Source organism: Mesorhizobium ciceri biovar biserrulae WSM1271, assembly GCF_000185905.1.
Taxonomy (GTDB): domain Bacteria; phylum Pseudomonadota; class Alphaproteobacteria; order Rhizobiales; family Rhizobiaceae; genus Mesorhizobium; species Mesorhizobium ciceri.
In genome coordinates this window covers 6,214,004-6,233,041 of record NC_014923.1, presented here as the reverse complement: position 1 = coordinate 6,233,041, position 19,038 = coordinate 6,214,004, and the positions used below count along the sequence as shown (strand labels likewise).

Sequence of the window (19,038 nt, the reverse complement as noted above, 5' to 3'; positions counted from 1 at the left end):
AAGGAGGATCCTATGAGTGCCAATGCCATTATTCGCATGCCCGACGAGAAGAAGGGGATCATGCTGCGTGGTCAACCTATGGTCTTCCTCGTCACCGGCGAAAACACCAAGCACACGAGCATGTTCGACTGGACGATCCCAGCGGGATTCGCCACCGGACGGCATGTTCACCGTGTGCAGGAAGAGACGTTCTACCTGCTCGAAGGCGAGTGTGCGTGGCATGTCGGCGACAAGACGGTTCGCGCAACGCCCGGAACCTATCTGTTCATTCCACCGGGAGTGCCGCACGACATCACGAATGTCAGTGAGAGACCCGCCCGCGTGCTGATGACCGTCTCTCCGCCTGGCCACGAACGCTACTTCGAAGAACTTGCCAAACTCGCGGCGCAGGGTGCGCCGGACCCAAAAGCCCTCGCTGAGCTGCGGAACCGCTACGATACTGACCAGCTCTCGACTTTGACGACACGCGGGTAGGCATCTGTCACGGCGGCCCCACGACAGCTTCTGGCCCATTGCGACATATCGCGCTGGCGCACGAGCTTGGTCGCTATCGGCGCAAAGCGGACGTGATCTTCATCGCATCACGCCGAAGGTTATGGGTACACGACCTGGCCTAAAGCGGATCAGTAATCTCTGAAAAGCTGGACCGCTCGAAGAAAGCCTCAGCCGAACTTGCGTTGCGCATCCAGCGCCAGGCCAAGTCCGACCGAGCCGAACATGTCGCCTTCGATGACGGATGCCTGCGGCACCAGCGACAGGATCTCTCGTTTGGCCAGCGGGATCGCGGTCGATCCGCCGGTCAGGAACACCGCGGTGATGTCGGACGGCTTCACCTCAGCGTCCCTGATAGTCTGCCCGACCGTTGCGGTGATCCGCTCGATGTCCCTGGCAATCGTCGCGTCGAGCCCGCTGCGCGTGATTTCGGCGGTGAACTCCGCACCCGGCAGCTTCACAGCGACCTCTGCGGATGACCTGTCGGTCAGCTCTATCTTGGCCTTCTCGACACGTGCGGCCAGCGCGTGTCCGTAGCGGTGTTCGACGACGTGGATGAAACGGTCGACCAGGTCGGCGCGCTCGGCCTCGTAGCGGATCTGGCGCAGATGCGTCATCGCCTTGGCGGTGTAGACCAGGTTGATGCGCTGCCATGTGGCGAGGTCTATGAAATAGCTTGCCGGCAGGTTGCGCTTGCCGTCCTTGGTCGGCGTCAAATAGCCGAGTTGCGGCATGACATGGGCGATGCTCAGCAGCCGGTCGAAATCCGTGCCGCCGATATGGACGCCCCGGCTGGCCAGGATGTCGTCCTTGCGGTCGAGCGAACGGGAGCGCTGCGGCGAGACGCGCACGATCGAGAAGTCCGACGTGCCGCCGCCCATATCGATGATCAGCGCCAGCTCCTCGCGTGTCACCTTCTGCTCGTAGTCGAGCGCCGCCGCGATCGGCTCGAACTGGAAAGCGATGTGCTTGAAGCCCTGGGCACGCGCGGCGTTCTCGAGTTCGCTTTGCGCCTTCGCGTCGGCCTCGGCATCGTCATCGACGAATTGCACCGGCCGGCCAAGAACGACGGTCTCGACCGTATCGCCGGCATCGGCTTCCAGCCTCTTCTTGAGATGGCCAAGGAACATGCCGACGATCTCCATGAAGCCGATCGACCGCGATTTGATGCGGGTCTTTTCATGGGCCAGCGAACTGCCGAGCACGCTCTTCAGCGAACGCATCAGCCGGCCTTCGATGCTGTCGGTGTAATTGGCGATGGCCTGGCGGCCAAAGCAGGTGCGGTTGTCCTCGAAGTTGAAGAACACGGCACTGGGCAGCGTGACCTGGCCGTTCTCCAGCGCGACGAGGCGCGGCTGCCCGTTGCGGACCACGCCCACGGTGGAGTTCGAAGTGCCGAAGTCGATGCCGCCGAAGGCTGGTCGCATGACAAGTTCCTGCATTTGTCGTCGGCGAGCCGACAGGCGCCATGAGAAATCGCGCGCTGTCCGGGGACGGGCTGCTCTGCCGAACCGAATTGTTTGTGTCTGCCATTTGGCTGGGGAGCGCGGTCTACCGCATGCCTCGGCAAAGGGAAACCACTTTTCGGGGAAAATGCTAATCTCGCCGGAAGATCAGCCTTCCGAGCCAGCCGGTCAGCATGGCCAGCGATATCGCGAAGACGCCGTAGAGGAAGGAATAATTGTGGGCGACACGGAAGATCGACTGCTCGAAACCGGATTTGCGGATTTCGAGCTGGGCCGAGCTTTCCTTGATGAACAGACCGCTCTTGAACAGGAACGCGCGGGCTTTGTGGGTTCCAACCGGCACATTCGGCGCCAGCCTGACGGTGGCGCGGAAAAGGTTCTGCGACAGGAATTGCACGCCGCCGACATTCTCGCTGTAGAGGCCGGTCGCTGACTTGCGCTCCCGCAGTGCTGCCGTGAACTCCTCGATCGTCGCCGGGCTGTCGCCGGCATCGGCGGGCTGCATATAGAGGTTGGAGGCGCCGAGCGACAGCTGCTTGTAGCTGTTGGGTTCGGTGATGTCCTGCAGCGGCCGCGTCGTCGCCACCGAATAGGAGACCGGCACGTTTTCGAAGGTCTCAGAGTCCAGATTGACCCAGACGCCGAGCACCCTGTCCTTGCGGCGCACCACCACCGGTTTGGGCGGACCTTCGAGCACGACGATGACGTCGTAGCGGCCCTGGCGCGCGACGAGTGGATCCGGGTTTTCCAGCGAACCGAAGATGGTCAGATCGGCCCCGGAAAAACCGGCGGTGATCGAGACGTTGTCGGTGGAGAGACCGATCTGGATGCCTTCGGTCAGCGGGACCTGTGCCTTCGCCGGCACGGCGGCCGCAAGCAGCGACAGGACAATGGCGGTTGCGAATGTGCTGCGAGCCTTCATCAGTTGAGGCCCGCGGCAGACAGCGAATAGAGGTTGGGCGGGGTGACGAAAAGATCGATCGCCAATCGTATCGCCACCGCCAGCACCAGCAGTGCCAGCAAGGCCCTGAGCTGCTCGCCGCGCAGCCTCTGGCCGGCCTTGGCACCGTACTGCGCGCCGGCGACGCCGCCCGCCATCAACAGGAAGGCCAGCACGACATCGACTGTCTGGTTGGTGGTGGCGTGGACCAGCGTCGTATAGGCGGAGGTGAAGATGATCTGGAACAGCGAGGTGCCGATGACGACATTGGTCGGCACTTTCAGCAGATAGATCAGTGCCGGCACCATGATGAAGCCGCCGCCGACGCCCATGATCGACGACAGGAAGCCGATGCCGGCGCCAAGCCCAAGTACGGGGATGACGCTGACGAACAGTTTTGACGCCCTGAAGCGCATCTTCAGCGGCAAGCGGTGGATCCAGTTGTGCTGGCCGGATTTCTTCAGCACCGGCGCCGCACCGCTGCGCGTCGCGCGCAGCGCATTGACGCTTTCGACCAGCATCAGCCCGCCGACGGTGCCGAGCAGCACGACGTAGAGCAGCGAGATGAACAGGTCGAGCTGGCCGAGCCTGCGCAGGAAGGCGAAGACGTAGATGCCGCCGGTGGAACCGACAATGCCGCCGGCCAGCAACACCCCGCCGAGCTTGAGGTCGAGCGTCCCTCGCTTCATGTGCGAAAGGACGCCGGAGACGGAGGAGGCGATGACCTGGTTGGCGCCGGTGGCGACAGCGATCGCCGGAGGGATGTTGTAGAAGATCAACAGCGGCGTGATGAGGAAGCCGCCGCCGACGCCGAACATGCCCGACAGGAAACCCACCGCCGCGCCCATGGCCAGCAGGACGAAGATATTGACGGAAATTTCCGCGATCGGGAGATAGATGCCCACCCGTCAGTCTCGATCAGTTCTGCCTGTCGGCGAATGCAACCGTTGCGGGCATCTTGGACCGACAAGCCAATTCGTTCTTGCGCCGGAGGTGCTGCGAAGTCAAACCGCGCTACGCCGCCGAAACAAAAAACATCTCAATCAGTTAACAGGCGAATGTGTGGCAAGGGCGTCGTGGAAGCGACGCCTCTGCCGTTATTTGCGCGCCAGCAGTGCCTTCACCAGGTTTTCGTCGACTTCGCCGGTCGCCGCCATCTTGTTGTCGGTCTGGAAAGCCATGATCGCGGTCTTCGTTTTCTGGCCCATCTTGCCGTCCGCGCCGCCGGCGTCGTAGCCGTTCTTGTTGAGAATGCGCTGGATGTTCTGGACGGCCTTCTTCATGTCGATGCTGGCGGTCGTCTGCGGCGCGCCGTCCTGCCAGGACTCGGGAATGTCGGCCGAGTTGGCTGCCGCATCCAGCGGCTTGGCCTTCCACAGCTCGGTCGCGGCGCGGGCGCGCTCGAGCTGCTCGGGCCGCAGCGCATTGGCGATCTCGTCACGCTTGGCCGCCGCATCCTTGTCGCCTGTCTTGGCGACGAGCGCGAACCATTTGTAGGACTCCTCGAGGTTCTGCTTCATGCCGACGCCCTTGGCGGCGAGGATGCCGAGATTGAACTGGCTGTCCTTGACGCCGACGTCGGCCGCCGCCTGGAACCAGTGCGCGGCCGATTCATTGTCGGTCACGCCGTCAGCCGCCATGGCAAACAGCACGGCCAGATTGTGCATGCCGCTGGCGTTGCCCTGTGCCGCGGAAAGCTGGTACCAGGTCTTCGCCTTCTTGATGTCGCGCGCGACGCCGATGCCCTTTTCGTAGAAATTTCCGATACGGTATTCGGCCGGCGCGAAGCCGAGTTCCGCCGATTTCTCGTACCATTTGGCCGCTGCCGCCATGTCTTCCTTGACGCCGCGCGACTCGGCATAGCGCGAGCCGATTTCGAACAGCGCCTTGGCGTCGCCGCTGGCAGCGGCATCACGCAAGGCGGCCGGGCCGGCGTCAGCGGGAATGTCGAATTTTGCCGTCGTCGCCGGCGAAGCGTCCACCGGCGGAACCGCGCCCGTGGTGTCCTTGGCGGTGGTCGGCTCTGTCGCCGTAGGCTGGATGCCGGTGGCGGTATCGGTATCGGCAGGTTCGGCGGCGACCGGAACGGTCGAGGCCGGCGCAGCCGAAGCTGTCGTCGTCTCGGACGCCGCTGGGCTTGCATCGGCCGATGTAGCCAAGGCGACGGGGGCGGGAACCGGTTCTGCGATCGGCGCGGCACCCATCGACGGCTCGGCGCCTGACGGCGTGGCAATCATGCTTTGCGCGGCCATGTCGTCCTTGGTTGCCGGTGCGGATGGCTCGGCCTGTCTGACGGCATGGTCCGGCGCGCTTTCCACTGCCGCGGGCTGCGCGTCCGTCTTTGGCTGGCTCGCGGCATCGAGCGAGGCGGTTTGCATCGGCTGCGAGGCGACGATCGGCACGACATCGTTGCTCGCCACCTGGGCCGGATCGGCGAAGAAGGCCTTGCCCAGTTGCAGGGCGCCCAGCGCCAGCAGGATCGCGGTTGTCCCCATCAGGATCGGCTTGCGCCGTGCCTTGAGCAGGTCGCCGATCCGCAGTGCCTTCACCGGTCCGGTCACCGTCGACTGGCGCTTCAGCGCATCGGCCTCGGCGGCCGCGGCCTGCGCCGCGCGCCGGGCAGCGGCGATGAAATCCGATTTCGCGGCATCGGTGTCGCTGGGCTTGGCCGGCTGGCCGCGCTCGTCACGCACGCGCTTCATGATGGCATTGAGGTCAGGTGCGCCGGAGCCGGGCTCCAGCGGCCGGTTGGCCATTTTCGGATCGAGCGGCTCGTCGAGATCGACGCTCGGTATTGGGGCACTCGGCGCTGAGCCGGCCAGTGGCGGGATATCCGCCTCCTTCTTGCCCTTGAAGGCGCGGGCCAGCCCGCCGAACAACGATTTGCGGCCGCCGGCCTGTCCGCCTTTCTCGGCGATCGTGTCCGAACCGAGCGCGGCCATGGCCGCCGCCGCGGCAGCCTCGGCCGGCGTGCGCGTGCCAATACCAATACCGAGGTCGCTACGCATACCCAGGTCGCCGCGTGCACCCGGCTCATTGCGCAGGATGGCGGCGGCACGGCCATCGAGATCTGCCATGTCCCCAGTCAATGGCAGGGGCTGATCGATATCCATCGACGGCGCGTCGACGGCCATTTTGGGTCGGCGCACGCCGCGCCAGTTGCTCGGCTCGGCCGGTGCCGCATCCAGCAATTCGCTCATCGCCTCGACCGGCTCGCCGGGTTCGAGCGAACCCAGCCGGTCGACGATCTTGAGCAACGTATCGTGGATGGCCTCGAACGTTCTCGAATTGCGTTCGTCGGAGCGCCGCGTCAGCGTTTCAAGCGTCTTCAAATCCTGGGCGAGGCCGGAAACCGCGGTCGCATTGGCGCTCGAGCCGGCCAGCGATTGCACTGCGTTCTCGGCCGCTTCGCGCGCCGCGCCAAGGATGGAATCGCGGGTTCCTGCGAGCGACTTTTCAATTTCGTTGAGACGCGGGCTGATGTCCTCGAATTCCGGCAGCGGGGTGCTGGGCTTGGAAAGATGGGCCGACAGGCCGGCAACCTGTGCTTCCAGGCTGCGGATCAACGCCGGATCGATGCCGGCGACCTGTGCGGCCGACGCGTCCAGCCGGCTTGAAATGTCTTCGAGCCGGCTCTCCAGTCCGCGGATCGCCGCTTCGCCCGCGGGATCGGGCACACGCGTTTCAAGGCGCTTGGCGAGCGCCGTAAAGCGGGCATCGATGGCTTCCATGATGCCGACGCTGTCGACCTGCGGCATGCGCTGGTCGAGCCTGTCAGCAACCTCGTCCAGCCTGCGCTCGAGATCGCGGAACAGCATGTTGCCCTGCTCGATGGCGTCACCCTGGCGGCGTTCCATCATGCTCGACAGCACGTCGAAGCGTTGCTCCAGCCCATGGAAGATGTAGTCGGCGTCAGGCATGGCGGGTGCCTGGTCGATCTTGTCGGCGATGAATGCGATCTGCTTGGCCAGGCGCTCCATCGCCTGCTCCGGCAGATTGGCGCGGCCGGCGAGTTCGTCGACCCGGCCCGACAGCGTGCTCAACCGGTCCATGACCGCGTTGCCGGGACGATCCTGCGCCACTTCTTGAATCTGGCCGGCAAGCGAGTCGATCCGTCTCTCTATGCGCTCGAAAGCCTCGTGGTCGAATGAATTGGCTTGCGCGGCGACCGTCGATGCCACGATGGCGCGGGAAATCTCGTCCAGCCGCTCGTCGATCATGCCAAGCGTGTCGCTGCCGCGATTGTCTTGCTGGCTGGCGAAATGGTCGACAGCGCCGGCAAGCGTGCGCACCTTCTCCTCCAGCGAGCGCAGCGACAACGATTCCGGCAAATTGTTGACGGCATTGCTGATCTGCTCGAGCCGGGCGGTGAGAGCAGACAGGCCCGGGTCGTCCGAGCGCTTGCGCTGGTCGGCGTCGACGCGGTCTTCGAACGCCGTCCAGCGGCGATCGAAATCGTCCCAGCGGCGGTCGACCTTCTGCACGCTCTCTTCGCGTGCCAGCGTTTCGAGTGCGGCTTTGACCTGTTCGAGCTCGAGGCGCAGCATGTTGACGCTTCTGTCGTCGCTCTTCTCGGCCAGGGTCTGGATGGCGCCCGAAAGACGCTCGAACTCAAGGCCGAGTTCAGCACTGCCCTTGGCCGAAGCACCGGGCCTTGCGCCTGACTGGAAGGCCCGCTCGATGTCCTTGCGTAGCGCTTCGAATTCCCGCTGCAGGCCTGCGGTCATCTGGTGGCGCAATTCCTCGCGCATGCCGCGCAATTCGCCGGCGATCTTGCCGACCATGGCAACGCCATCCTCCTGGCCGCGCACGCGATCGATATCGCGGGCAATGGCCTGGTAATTCTGCTCGAAAGCGGCGGCTCCCTGCATCGGGCTCTTCGGACGCGACGCGGGCTGCGGGTCCTCATACCAGCGCTGCTGGCCAGAGGGCCGGGCGGCGGGGTAGCGCGCATCGGCACCATATTGGCGGGGATCGGGTTGGCGGAGTTCGGGACGTGCCATCGGATCCTCGCGCGTCCGCTCCAGCCGCTGCTCCAGTGTCTCCAGCGACTGGTTCAACTGATCGAGCGTGGTCTGCGGCCTGCGCTGCCTGCCGGCATTGAGTGTATCGAGATAGGACCGCTTGCTGTTCATCGGTGCGTCCGTCTTTCAGAATGGCTGGCTCGCGGCCAGTTCCCCCAGGTCCCTATCGGAACGAAGGCGACCGGCGGCGATGCCGCGGCGGAAGACGAGCTTCCCGGGCTCTCGCCCGCGCTCCGAAAAACCGTGAAAAATTCGATACAGGATAAACACGGGTAGCCGACGCGCCCACATTTCCCCCAACGTGGTAAACAACGCGTTAACCAAACTTAAGAAATCGAAAGGATGTTGGCTGCTGGCCTGACGGTGCGGCATAAAGGGCGGGGCGCAGAACGCCCTTGCGTCATCCTGCGGCAATCGGTATAGAATTGACGTAAACGTAAAAGGCGCATTGAGCGCATGTTTGCGATTTGTTTGTTGAAACCACGACTGGAAGCAGGCCCCCGCTTCCAGTCAGGCGACGCACGGTCCAGGACCGCGACGCCACCAGACGGGGAAAGCCAGTGACCATGAAGCTTATCTCGGCCGGCGAGACCGCGGCCAATACCAATATGTCTGCCGAAGCCGGCGAGGACCTCGTCCGCATCGGCGAGATGGCGAAGAAATATGGAGTGACGCTGCGCACGCTGCGTTTCTACGAAGACAAGGGCCTGCTCAATCCGCAGCGCGACGGTTCGACCCGTCTCTACACGCGCCGCGACAAGGCCCGCCTCAAGCTGATCCTGCTTGGCCGCAAGGTCGGATTCTCGCTGCGCGACGTCAAGCAGATGATGGATCTCTACGATCCCACCGGTTCAAACACCAAGCAGCTCAAGCTTGCGCTGGACAAGTCGGAAAAGCAGCTTGCCCGCCTGCAGAAGCAACGGGCGCTGATCGACGACGCCATCAACGAGCTCAGCGGCTCGATGTCGGCGGTGCGCCAGATGCTGAGCGAGCGTTCGGCGCCGCAGGCGAGCGCCGCCAGCTGAAGCAATTCCGTCAGGAATTGCGCCAGACACCAAGTCGTCTGCTGATTGTCCGAGTTCTGTCTAGCCGCGTGGCCTGCCACGCGGCTTTTCGTTGTCCTGGCCCACTCTTATGGCCTTTCGGCGCTGGCTTGCGCAACGTCGCGCCGCTACGCTCATTGCTCCAGGGGGCGGGGAATCTTGTCGCATCGAGAAAATTGACGTTTACGCAAACGTCAATTTTTGCTATCCCGCTCCCAATATGGGTCCGCATGCCGCCCTGGCTTGTCTTCGGGGCATTCGGACCGGGTTTGCAGGGTGGAGAAAAAGCATGCCGACATACAGGGCTCCGGTTCAGGATACGCTGTTCGTGCTCAACGAGGTTCTGGGTTATCAGCGTTATTCGAACCTTCCCGGATTTGCCGACGCCACGCCCGATGTGCTCGAGGCGATCCTCGCCGAAGGCGCCAAGCTCGCCGAAAACGTCATGCATCCGCTGAACCGTGTCGGCGACATGGAAGGCTGTGTGCGTCACGACGATGGCTCGGTGACCACGCCGAAAGGCTTCAGGGAGGCCTTCGACCAGTACCGCGAGGGCGGCTGGATGGGATTGGCCGCACCCGTCGAGTTCGGCGGCCAGGGCCTGCCCTATGCCGTGCACACCGCCGTCGCCGAATATATGGTCTCGGCCAATATGTCCTTGATGATGTATCCGGGCCTGACGCAGGGCGCGATCGCGGCAATCATCACCCACGGCACCGACGAGCAGAAGGCGACATGGTTGCCGAGGATGATCGAGGGTGCCTGGACCGGCACCATGAACCTGACCGAGCCGCATTGCGGCACGGATCTCGGCCTGTTGCGGACCAAAGCGGTGCCGAACGGCGATGGCACCTATAAGATTTCAGGCCAGAAGATCTTCATCTCGGCCGGCGAACACGACATGTCGGACAACATCGTCCATCTGGTGCTGGCCCGCATCGAGGGTGCGCCGGAAGGCGTCAAGGGCATCTCGCTGTTCATCGTGCCGAAGCTCAAGCTCGACCCGTCGGGCAATCCGGGCAACAGGAACACCGTCTCCTGCGGCTCGATCGAGGAGAAGATGGGCATCCACGGCAATTCGACCTGCGTCATGAACTATGACGAGGCTGAGGGCACGCTGCTCGGCGAGCCCAATGGCGGCCTGAAGGCGATGTTCACGATGATGAACGAGGCGCGCCTCGGTGTCGGCCTGCAGGGGTTGTCGCTGTCGGAGATCGCCTATCAGAACGCTGTCGGCTACGCCAAGGACCGTTTGCAGGGCCGCTCATTGTCTGGACCGAAGGCGCCGGACAAGAAGGCCGATCCGATCATCGTCCATCCCGACATCCGCCGCAGCCTGATGACCATGAAAGCCTTCAACGAGGCCGGCCGCGCGCTGGCGCTGTGGACGGCGATCAAGTCCGACATCGCCCACCGCTCCGGCGACGACAAGGATCGCCAGGCCGCCGACGACTACACCGGCCTGATGACACCGGTGGTCAAGGGCGTGCTCACCGACAAAGGGTTCGACCACGCCGTCATGGCGCAGCAGGTGTTCGGCGGTCACGGTTATATCGAAGAGCACGGCATGAGCCAGTTCGTGCGCGATGCCCGCATCGCCATGATCTATGAAGGCGCCAATGGCATCCAGGCGCTCGACCTCGTCGGCCGCAAGCTTGGTTTGCATGGCGGCCGCGCCGTGCAGGCCTTCTTCAAGGAGGTCGGCGAATTCTGCGAGGAGAACCGCGCTAACGAGAAGATGGCGCCGTTCACCAAGGCGTTGAAGAAAGGTCTCAACGATTTGCAGGCTGCGACCATGTGGCTGGTGCAGAACGGCATGGCCAAGCCCGATAATGCGGGTGCCGCCTCGACCGACTACATGCATCTCTTCGGCCTGGTCGCTCTGGGCTATATGTGGGCGCAGATGGCCAAGGTGGCACTTGGCAAGACGGACGCCAATGGCGCGCAATCCTTCTACGACAACAAGATCGTGACGGGGCGCTTCTTCATGGAGCGGATCATGCCGGAGACATCGGCGCATCTCGCCCGCATTTCGAGCGGCGCTGACACATTGATGGCACTGCCGGCGGAAGCGTTCTAAGCTCGACCTCACTGGCCTTTCTGTCTGTCGATACGCGGAGGAAATCGTGGCGACAAATCCCGCCGAAGTGCTCTCTTTGCCGAAGCCCGCCTGGGCGGCGGACGAGGTCGGCATGCTCTACGACATGGCGCATCGCTTCATGTCGGAGGAGATCGCGCCGCGCTACGACGAGTTCGAGAAGAACGAGATGGTCGATCGCGAAAGCTGGCTGAAGGCAGGTTCCGCCGGCCTGCTCTGCGCTTCTATGCCGGAGGAATATGGCGGCTCCGGCGGCACCTTCGCGCATGAGAGCGCCATCATCGAGGCCATTGGCCATGTCGGCGTCGACGGGTTCGGCATCGGCCTGCACAATTCGATCGTCGCCCCTTATATCCTCCACTACGGCTCCGAGGATCAGAAAAAGAAATGGCTGCCGAAGCTGGCGACCGGCGAGCTGATCGGCGCCATCGCCATGACCGAGCCCGGCGCCGGTTCCGATCTGCAGGGCGTCAAGACGCGAGCGCAGAAGGATGGCAACCAATACAAGATCAATGGTTCCAAGACCTTCATCACCAACGGCCAGCTTGCGAACTTCATCATCGTCGTCACCAAGACCGATCCGGAGAAGGGGGCCAAGGGAACCTCGCTGATCGTCGTCGAGACCGACGAGGTGGAAGGTTTCCAGCGCGGCCGTAACCTCGACAAGATCGGGCTCAAGGCCAACGACACGTCGGAGCTGTTCTTCAACGACATGCGCGTGCCGACCTCCAACCTGCTCGGCCACGAGGAAGGTCAGGGCTTCGTCCAGTTGATGCAGCAACTGCCGCAGGAGCGGCTGCAGATCGGCACGGGCGCCATCGCCATGATCGAGCGGGCGCTGGCGCTGACCATCGACTACGTCAAGGAGCGCAAGGCGTTCGGCAAGGCGATCATCGATTTCCAGAACACCCAGTTCAAGCTGGCCGAACTCAAGACCGAGGCCACCATCGGCCGCGTCTTCTACAATGATTGCGTCGCCCGCCACATCGCGGGCGGTCTCGATCCCGTGACAGCGTCGATGGCCAAGTACTGGCTCAGCGACCTGCAGGGAAAAGTCGTCGACGAATGCCTTCAACTGCATGGCGGCTATGGCTACATGAATGAATACCCGATCGCCCGCATGTTCCGCGACGCCCGCGTCCAGCGCATCTACGGCGGCACCAACGAGATCATGAAATTGCTGATCGGACGCTCTCTCTGAAGGCGACATCAGGCAAACCCAAGGAGCAAGCAAATGGCTGAAGCTTATGTCTATGACGCCGTGCGCACACCGCGCGGCAAGGGCAAGAAAGACGGATCGCTGCACGAGGTGCCGGCGGTGCGGCTTGCCGCCAAGACGCTCGAGGCGCTGCGCGACCGCAATGGGCTGGACACTGCAAACGTCGACGACATCATCTTCGGCTGCGTCGATCCGGTCGGCGAGGCGGGTTCGGTCATTCCGCGCGCCGCCGCCTTCGAGGCCGGCTACGACACCAAGGCGCCCGGCATGCAGATCTCACGCTTCTGCGCTTCCGGGCTCGACGCCATCAATTTCGGTGCCGCCAAGATCGCGCAGGGAGCGGACGAGATCGTCATTGCCGGCGGTGTCGAATCGATGTCGCGCGTCGGCATGGGCGCCTCGGGCGGTGCCTGGTTCATGGATCCTTCGGTCGGCCTGCCCGGCTGGTTCGTGCCGCAAGGCATCTCGGCCGACCTGATCGCCACCAAATACGGCTTCAGAAGAGACGACGTCGACGCCTATGCGGTCGAGAGCCAGAAGCGCGCCGCCAAATCCTGGGCGGATGGCCGCTTCAAGAAATCCGTCATCCCGATCAAGGACCAGAACGGCCTGACCATCCTCGACCATGACGAGCATATGCGCCCGTCGACCGACATGCAGTCGCTGGCCTCGCTCAACCCGTCCTTCGTCATGCCCGGCGAAATGGGCGGCTTCGATGCGGTCGCGGTGCAGAAGCATCCCGAAGTGGAAGAGGTCAACCATGTCCATCATGCCGGCAATTCGTCCGGCATCGTCGATGGTGCGGCGGCCGTGCTGCTCGGTTCGAAGAAGGCCGGCAAGGCGATGGGGCTGAAGCCCCGCGCGCGTATACGCACCTTCGCCAACATCGGCTCCGAGCCGGTGCTGATGCTGACCGGTCCGGTCGACGTCACCGAGAAGCTGTTGAAGCGCGCCAAGATGAAGCTCTCGGACATCGACCTGTTCGAGCTCAACGAAGCCTTCGCTTCGGTGGTGCTGCGCTATATGCAGGCTTTCGACATTCCGCATGACAAGATCAACGTCAATGGCGGTGCCATCGCCATGGGTCATCCGCTCGGCGCCACCGGCGCGATGATCTTCGGCACGGTGCTGGACGAACTCGAGCGGCGCGATCTCAACACCGCTCTGGTGACGCTGTGCATCGGCGCCGGCATGGGCACCGCAACCATCATCGAACGCGTCTGACGGGGAGAGAAACGATGAGCTACACCAATTTCGCCCTCGACACCGACGCCGACGGCATTGCGCTGGTCACCTGGGACATGCCCGGCCGTTCGATGAACGTCTTCACCGAAGAGGCGATGCGGGAATTGAACGCCATTGTCGACAAGGTGGCTGGTGACGCCGCCATCAAGGGCGCCGTGATCACCTCCGGCAAGGATACCTTCTCCGGCGGTGCAGATATCTCTTTGCTGCAGAAGATGCTGACGACCTTCGCCGCGGAAAAGGGCAAGGACGCCGAAAAGGCGACCAAGGCGCTGTTCGACAATGCCGGCATGATGACCGGCCTGTTCCGCAAGCTGGAAACTTGCGGAAAGCCGTGGGTGTCGGCGATCAACGGCACCTGCATGGGCGGCGCCTTCGAATTGTCGCTCGCCTGCCACGGCCGTGTCGCCGCCGATAGCGACAAGGTGAAGATGGCGCTTCCCGAGGTGAAGATCGGCATCTTCCCGGGCGCCGGCGGCACCCAGCGCGTGCCGCGGCTGACCGATCAGCAGCAGGCGTTGCAGATGCTGACCTCCGGCCAGACGCTGTCGCCGCAGAAGGCCAAGTCGATGGGCCTGATCCATGAGATCGCCGAGCCGACAAGGTTGGTCGAGACCGCCAAGGCGATGATCAGGAATGGCCTGAAGCCGGTGGCGCCATGGGACGAGAAAGGTTTCAAGCTGCCCGGCGGCCAGATCTATTCGCCGGCCGGTTTCAATCTGTGGCCGCCGGCGATCGCCATCCTGCGCCGCGAGACTTATGGTAACTATCCGGCCGCCGCCGCGATCCTCAAATGCGTCTATGAAGGCCTGCTGGTGCCATTCGACACCGCCTTGCGCATCGAGCAGCGCTATTTCACCGAGATCATGCAGACCAGGGAAGCGGCGGCGATGATCCGCTCGTTGTTTGTGTCGCTGCAGGAACTGAACAAGGGCGCCCGCCGCCCGGCCGGCGTGCCCGAAACCAAGTTCAAGAAGATCGGCATTCTCGGCGCCGGCTTCATGGGCGCCGGCATCGCCTATGTCACCGCCAAGGCCGGCATCCCGGTGGTGCTGCTCGACCGTGATCTGGAGTCGGCCGCCAAGGGCAAGGCGCATTCCGACAGCCTGGTCTCGGATCAGGTCAAGAAGGGCCGCGCCAAGCCGGAGGACAAGGACAAACTGCTGTCGCTGATCACGCCGACGGCGGACTACGCCGACCTTGCCGGCTGCGATCTGGTGGTCGAGGCGGTGTTCGAGGATTCGGGCGTCAAGAAGAGCGCCACCGAACAGGCGGAAGCCGTGTTGAAGCCATCGGCGATCTTCGCGTCGAACACCTCCACCATCCCGATCTCGTCGCTGGCCAAGAATTCGGCGCGGCCGAAGAATTTCATCGGCATCCATTTCTTCTCGCCGGTCGACAAGATGATGCTGGTCGAGATCATTTTGGGCAAGAAGACCGGCGACAAGGCGCTGGCCACCGCGATCGACTTCGTTCGCGCCATCAAGAAGACGCCGATCGTCGTCAACGACACGCGCGGCTTCTACGTCAACCGCTGCGTGCTGCGCTACATGTCGGAAGCCTACAAGATGCTGATCGAAGGTGTGCCCGCGCCGATGATCGAGAACGCGGCGAAGGCAGCCGGCATGCCGGTCGGCCCCCTGGCGCTGACCGACGAAACGGCCATCGACCTTGCCCAGAAGATCATGAAGCAGACCATCAGGGATTTGGGCGACAAGGCGGTCGATCCCAAGCAGATGGCGCTGATCAACACCATGGTCGACGATCACGGCCGCTTCGGCCGCAAGAACGGCAAGGGTTTTTACGATTATCCGGCCAAGCCCGCCAAGAAGAAGCTGTGGCCGGGCCTCAAGGAGCTCTATCCGCAGCTTGCGCCCGAGAAGGTCGATTATGAGGAGCTGCAGCAGCGGCTTCTGGTCACCATCGCGCTGGAAGCGGCACGGGTGATGGAAGAAGGCATCGTCACCGACCCGCGCGAGGCCGATGTCGGCTCGATCCTCGCTTTCGGCTTCGCTCCCTATACCGGCGGTGCGCTGTCCTACATCGACGGCATCGGCGCCAAGGCGTTCGTCAAGATCGCCAGAAACCTGCAGAAGAAATACGGCGCCGAGTTCAAGGCGCCCAAGCTGCTGCTCGACATGGCCGAGAAGGGTGAGAGCTTCTATCAGCGCTTCGATCCCTATGCGAAAGGCGAGACCAGGAAAGCGGCGTGAGTAAGCCTTGCACTGTGGACAAGATGGCGGTCCGGGGTTAGAACAGGGAAGGTATTTTTTCCTGTTCAAAGGAGAGCGACACATGCTCTCGCATGACCGTGTCTGGGCTGCCATTGATGCTCTTGCCGAGCGCTATTCGCTTTCGGCCTCGGGGCTGGCCAAGCGTGCGGGGCTCGATTCCACCGCCTTCAACAAGTCGAAGCGCCTGTCGTCGGATGGCCGGCCGCGCTGGCCCTCGACCGAATCACTGGCAAAGATCATGGAGGCAACGGGCGCCTCCCTCGACGAATTCACCGGTTTGATTGAAGGTCGGGCCGGGGCCAGCCATGCGGCTTCGGTCGCCCGCCGAAGCTCCGTGCCGCTGCTCGGCTTTGCCCAGGCCGGCGCCGGCGGCTTCTTCGACGATGCCGGCTTTCCAGCCGGGCAGGGCTGGGATCTGATCGAACTGCCGACGCAATCGACCGAGAGTTCCTATGCTTTGCAGGTGCAGGGCGATTCCATGCTGCCGCTCTACCGCAATGGCGACGTCCTCATCGTCGAACCGGGCGCCGTTACCCGCAAGGGCGATCGCGTCGTCGTCAAGACCACATCAGGCGAAGTGATGGCCAAGGTGCTCGAGCGCCAGACCGTCAGGTCGATTGCGCTGGTCTCGCTCAATCCCGATCATCCCGACCGCGATATTCCCATGCGCGATGTCGAATGGGTGGCGCGGATTGTCTGGGCAAGCCAATAGGTTAAGCTGGTGCGGCTTCTCCATCACGCGCTGGCGGTTCTGATGGTCCCTGTGATGGCAGCCATCGTCGTCACTGGCGGTCGCACTCTGAAAGGTAGTGAAAGCGTCATCACCGTGGACCAGCTTGATCCGGGCGCCGATGCGATGGCGCAGCAGGCTGCCGGGACGCTGCCCGAGGAGCCGGCCACATCGGCCATCGCAGTTCCGCAGCCGCCGAAGCCGGCGACGCATTCGAGGGCGATCGATCCCGAAATCGTCGCGCCGCCGGAACTGCCCGCCGACGGGCTTGAACGGATCGAGCCGCGCGAGCCGCTGAGCAAACTCGCGCTGGCCGTGCCGCCCAAGCCGAAAATGCCTGACGACTGGAACGGCACAAAGCTGTTCCAGCCGGTTGCGCCGGCCGCCGGCTTGATCGAGGCGAAGGGCTACTCGGTCGCGGTTTCCGGCATCGACATCGTCAGGCAGGACGAGATTTGCAGCGAGGACGGCAAGTCCTGGCCGTGCGGCGTCCGGGCGAGGACAGCGTTCCGCGCCTTCCTGCGCGGCCGCGCGGTGGTCTGCACGGTGCCGCCGCAGGGCGGCCGCGACCTGATCGCAGCCGAGTGCCGGATCGGCAAGCAGGATGTCGGTCAGTGGCTGGTCGAAAATGGCTGGGCGCGCGCCGCCAAGGGCGGCCCCTATGTCGAGGCCGGCGACAAGGCGCGCACGGGCAGGAAGGGCATTTTCGGATCGGCGCCCGATCTGTCCGGCATGCCGGCGATGCCGGCCGCGCCAGGCCCCGCACCTCAGGCGCCGGGTTCGATCCTGGAAGAGGTCGACGGCGTGCTCAAGCCAGCTGACCAGCCAGCGCCCGCTCAATGAGCGCACGCGTCTCGGCAACGCCGTAGAGTGCTGCGAACGAGCCGAAGCGCGGGCCGCGCTCCTGGCCGATCAGCACCTGGTAGATCATCTGGAAGAAGGCGCCCGATACGCCGGGGCCGCCTTCCGGGCTCTGCTTGGAATGATCCTGATAGCGCTCGATCCTGCGTGCGACGTTGAGCGAGGCGTTCTGGATCGCTTCGCCGCTGGCGTCCGCCGGCAGCGCGCCAAGTGCTTCGTTGAGCGCTGCCAGCGCTTCGCGCTCGACCTCGTCGGCGGGCCGGAAGGTTTTCGTCGGCTTCACGAAGTCGTCGAAATAGCGGATCGCATGGCCGACCAGCCGGTCGAGCTCTGGATGCGTCGCCGGCGTTACGCCTTGCGTATGACGTGAAATGAATCCCCACAGCACATCCTTGTTCTGCGCGTTGGAAGCGCTGACCAGATTGAGCAGCAGAGAGAACGGCACCGGCATGTCGATCGCGGGCGGGTTGCCGTCATGCATATGCCAGACCGGGTTGCCCAGCCGCTCCTTCCAGTCCTGGCGGGGATAGGCGGCGAGGAACGTGTAGTATTCATCCACGGCCCGCGGGATGACGTCGAAATACAGCTTCTTGGCCTGCCGCGGCCGTTGGTACATGTAGAGCCCGAGGCTTTCGGTCGGCGCATAGGTCAGCCACTCGTCGATGGTCAGCCCGTTGCCCTTCGACTTCGAGATCTTCTGGCCATTCTCGTCGAGGAACAGTTCGTAGACGAAATGCTCCGGCGCCCGTCCGCCCAGAATGTTGCAGATACGGTCGTAGACCACCGCATTGGTCTGGTGGTCCTTGCCGAACATTTCGAAATCGACGCCAAGCGCTGCCCAGCGCATGCCGAAATCCGGCTTCCACTGCAGCTTCACGCGGCCGCCGGTGATCGAAAGCGTGGTCTCGGTGCCCTCGTCGTCGAAGGTGATGGTGCCGGCTTTGGCGTCGACATGCTTCATCGGCACGTAAAGCACGCGGCCGCTCTTCGGCGAGATCGGCAGGAACGGGCTGTAGGTCGCCTGCCGCTCGGGCCCGAGCGTCGGCAGCATCACCGCCATGATCTGCTCATAGCGCTCGGCGGCGCGCTTGAGCATCGCGTCGAAACGGCCGGCCTTGTAGTATTGGGTCGCGCTGGCGAACTCGTAGTCGAAGCCGAACGTGTCGAGGAAGCGGCAGAGCATCGCATTGTTGTGGTCGGCGAAGCTCGCATAGTCGCCGCCGAAGGGGTTGGGGACCGACGACAGCGGCTTGTGCAGATGCGGCTCGAGTGCGGCGCGGTCCGGCACGCTGTCGGGTATCTTGCGCATGCCGTCCATATCGTCGGAAAAGCACAGCAGCTTGGTCGCGACCTTGTCCTGCGTCAGGACACGGAAGGCATGGCGCACCATCGAGGTGCGCGCCACCTCGCCGAACGTGCCGATATGCGGCAGGCCGGACGGCCCGTAGCCGGTCTCGAACAGGACCGTTTGCGGAAAGTCGGCGCCTTTGTAGCGCTCGATGATCTTTTTGGCTTCCTCGAACGGCCACGCCTTGCTTTCGGTCGCGGCCGCCAGCAGCTCGGGGTTGAGATCGATGATGTTTGATCCCGCCATGTCACAGTTTTCCAAATCATCTGCCGGCCCGAAGGCGGGCCGCAGCAAGGGTTTTTCAACCGGTCTCTAGGCGTGCAGCGCCGGAGCGTCAA

The 19,038-nt window shown here is 63.6% G+C and carries 13 protein-coding genes; 8 read left to right on the top strand and 5 right to left on the bottom strand.

Annotated features, from left to right (window positions below; all coding sequences use genetic code 11):
* The first annotated feature begins 12 nt into the window (after nucleotides 1–12).
* The gene (locus MESCI_RS30000) at nucleotides 13–474 is read left to right on the top strand and encodes a cupin domain-containing protein (RefSeq protein WP_013533666.1); all 462 of its coding nucleotides are present in this window, start codon (nucleotides 13–15) and stop codon (nucleotides 472–474) included.
* A gap of 188 nt (nucleotides 475–662) precedes the next feature.
* Here the strand turns inward: MESCI_RS30000 and MESCI_RS29995 are convergent, their stop codons facing one another.
* The 4 genes from MESCI_RS29995 to MESCI_RS29980 form a co-directional block, all read right to left on the bottom strand.
* Entirely contained in the window at nucleotides 663–1,919 is a 1,257-nt protein-coding gene (locus MESCI_RS29995) for an Hsp70 family protein (RefSeq protein ID WP_013533665.1), read from the bottom strand.
* A 169-nt stretch (nucleotides 1,920–2,088) separates the two neighbouring features.
* Nucleotides 2,089–2,880, bottom strand: coding sequence for a TIGR02186 family protein (locus tag MESCI_RS29990; protein ID WP_013533664.1), 792 nt, complete (start codon nucleotides 2,878–2,880; stop codon nucleotides 2,089–2,091).
* The gene (locus MESCI_RS29985; RefSeq protein WP_013533663.1) at nucleotides 2,880–3,803 is read right to left on the bottom strand and encodes a sulfite exporter TauE/SafE family protein; all 924 of its coding nucleotides are present in this window, start codon (nucleotides 3,801–3,803) and stop codon (nucleotides 2,880–2,882) included. The genes MESCI_RS29990 and MESCI_RS29985 overlap by 1 nt, the downstream gene beginning before the upstream one ends.
* Nucleotides 3,804–3,995: 192 nt before the next feature.
* Entirely contained in the window at nucleotides 3,996–8,033 is a 4,038-nt protein-coding gene (locus MESCI_RS29980; RefSeq protein WP_013533662.1) for a peptidoglycan-binding protein, read from the bottom strand.
* 455 nt (nucleotides 8,034–8,488) lie between these two features.
* On the opposite strand from MESCI_RS29980, the gene MESCI_RS29975 reads away from it, so the two are divergent.
* From MESCI_RS29975 to MESCI_RS29945, 7 genes are all read left to right on the top strand, one after another.
* Complete coding sequence (locus tag MESCI_RS29975; protein ID WP_013533661.1) at nucleotides 8,489–8,947, top strand: MerR family transcriptional regulator; 459 nt, start codon at nucleotides 8,489–8,491, stop codon at nucleotides 8,945–8,947.
* A 307-nt stretch (nucleotides 8,948–9,254) separates the two neighbouring features.
* Complete coding sequence (locus MESCI_RS29970) at nucleotides 9,255–11,045, top strand: acyl-CoA dehydrogenase (RefSeq protein ID WP_013533660.1); 1,791 nt, start codon at nucleotides 9,255–9,257, stop codon at nucleotides 11,043–11,045.
* 46 nt (nucleotides 11,046–11,091) lie between these two features.
* Nucleotides 11,092–12,264 carry an acyl-CoA dehydrogenase family protein gene (locus MESCI_RS29965; RefSeq protein WP_013533659.1) on the top strand — a complete coding sequence of 391 codons (1,173 nt, stop codon included), beginning with the start codon at nucleotides 11,092–11,094 and terminating at the stop codon, nucleotides 12,262–12,264.
* 33 nt (nucleotides 12,265–12,297) lie between these two features.
* Nucleotides 12,298–13,506 (top strand): acetyl-CoA C-acetyltransferase, encoded by a 1,209-nt coding sequence (locus MESCI_RS29960; RefSeq protein ID WP_013533658.1) that lies wholly within the window; start codon nucleotides 12,298–12,300, stop codon nucleotides 13,504–13,506.
* A 14-nt stretch (nucleotides 13,507–13,520) separates the two neighbouring features.
* Nucleotides 13,521–15,740, top strand: a complete 2,220-nt coding sequence (locus MESCI_RS29955; RefSeq protein WP_013533657.1) for a 3-hydroxyacyl-CoA dehydrogenase NAD-binding domain-containing protein — start codon at nucleotides 13,521–13,523, stop codon at nucleotides 15,738–15,740.
* Nucleotides 15,741–15,822: 82 nt separating this feature from the next.
* Nucleotides 15,823–16,473 (top strand): S24 family peptidase, encoded by a 651-nt coding sequence (locus MESCI_RS29950; protein ID WP_013533656.1) that lies wholly within the window; start codon nucleotides 15,823–15,825, stop codon nucleotides 16,471–16,473.
* Between the two features lie 9 nt (nucleotides 16,474–16,482).
* Nucleotides 16,483–17,334 (top strand): thermonuclease family protein, encoded by an 852-nt coding sequence (locus MESCI_RS29945; RefSeq protein ID WP_366216711.1) that lies wholly within the window; start codon nucleotides 16,483–16,485, stop codon nucleotides 17,332–17,334.
* On the opposite strand, the gene MESCI_RS29940 is transcribed toward MESCI_RS29945, so the two are convergent.
* Complete coding sequence (locus MESCI_RS29940) at nucleotides 17,300–18,946, bottom strand: lysine--tRNA ligase (RefSeq protein ID WP_013533654.1); 1,647 nt, start codon at nucleotides 18,944–18,946, stop codon at nucleotides 17,300–17,302. The two genes, MESCI_RS29945 and MESCI_RS29940, sit on opposite strands and share 35 nt — an antisense overlap.
* Nucleotides 18,947–19,038: the final 92 nt, after the last annotated feature.

What these genes read in the sequence shown, in the direction of transcription:
- MESCI_RS30000 (WP_013533666.1), top strand. Translation starts at nt 13, where the DNA reads ATGAGTGCCAATGCCATTATTCGCATGCCCGACGAGAAGAAGGGGATC.
- MESCI_RS29995 (WP_013533665.1), bottom strand. Translation starts at nt 1,919, where the DNA reads ATGCGACCAGCCTTCGGCGGCATCGACTTCGGCACTTCGAACTCCACC.
- MESCI_RS29990 (WP_013533664.1), bottom strand. Translation starts at nt 2,880, where the DNA reads ATGAAGGCTCGCAGCACATTCGCAACCGCCATTGTCCTGTCGCTGCTT.
- MESCI_RS29980 (WP_013533662.1), bottom strand. Translation starts at nt 8,033, where the DNA reads ATGAACAGCAAGCGGTCCTATCTCGATACACTCAATGCCGGCAGGCAG.
- MESCI_RS29975 (WP_013533661.1), top strand. Translation starts at nt 8,489, where the DNA reads ATGAAGCTTATCTCGGCCGGCGAGACCGCGGCCAATACCAATATGTCT.
- MESCI_RS29970 (WP_013533660.1), top strand. Translation starts at nt 9,255, where the DNA reads ATGCCGACATACAGGGCTCCGGTTCAGGATACGCTGTTCGTGCTCAAC.
- MESCI_RS29960 (WP_013533658.1), top strand. Translation starts at nt 12,298, where the DNA reads ATGGCTGAAGCTTATGTCTATGACGCCGTGCGCACACCGCGCGGCAAG.
- MESCI_RS29955 (WP_013533657.1), top strand. Translation starts at nt 13,521, where the DNA reads ATGAGCTACACCAATTTCGCCCTCGACACCGACGCCGACGGCATTGCG.
- MESCI_RS29950 (WP_013533656.1), top strand. Translation starts at nt 15,823, where the DNA reads ATGCTCTCGCATGACCGTGTCTGGGCTGCCATTGATGCTCTTGCCGAG.
- MESCI_RS29940 (WP_013533654.1), bottom strand. Translation starts at nt 18,946, where the DNA reads ATGGCGGGATCAAACATCATCGATCTCAACCCCGAGCTGCTGGCGGCC.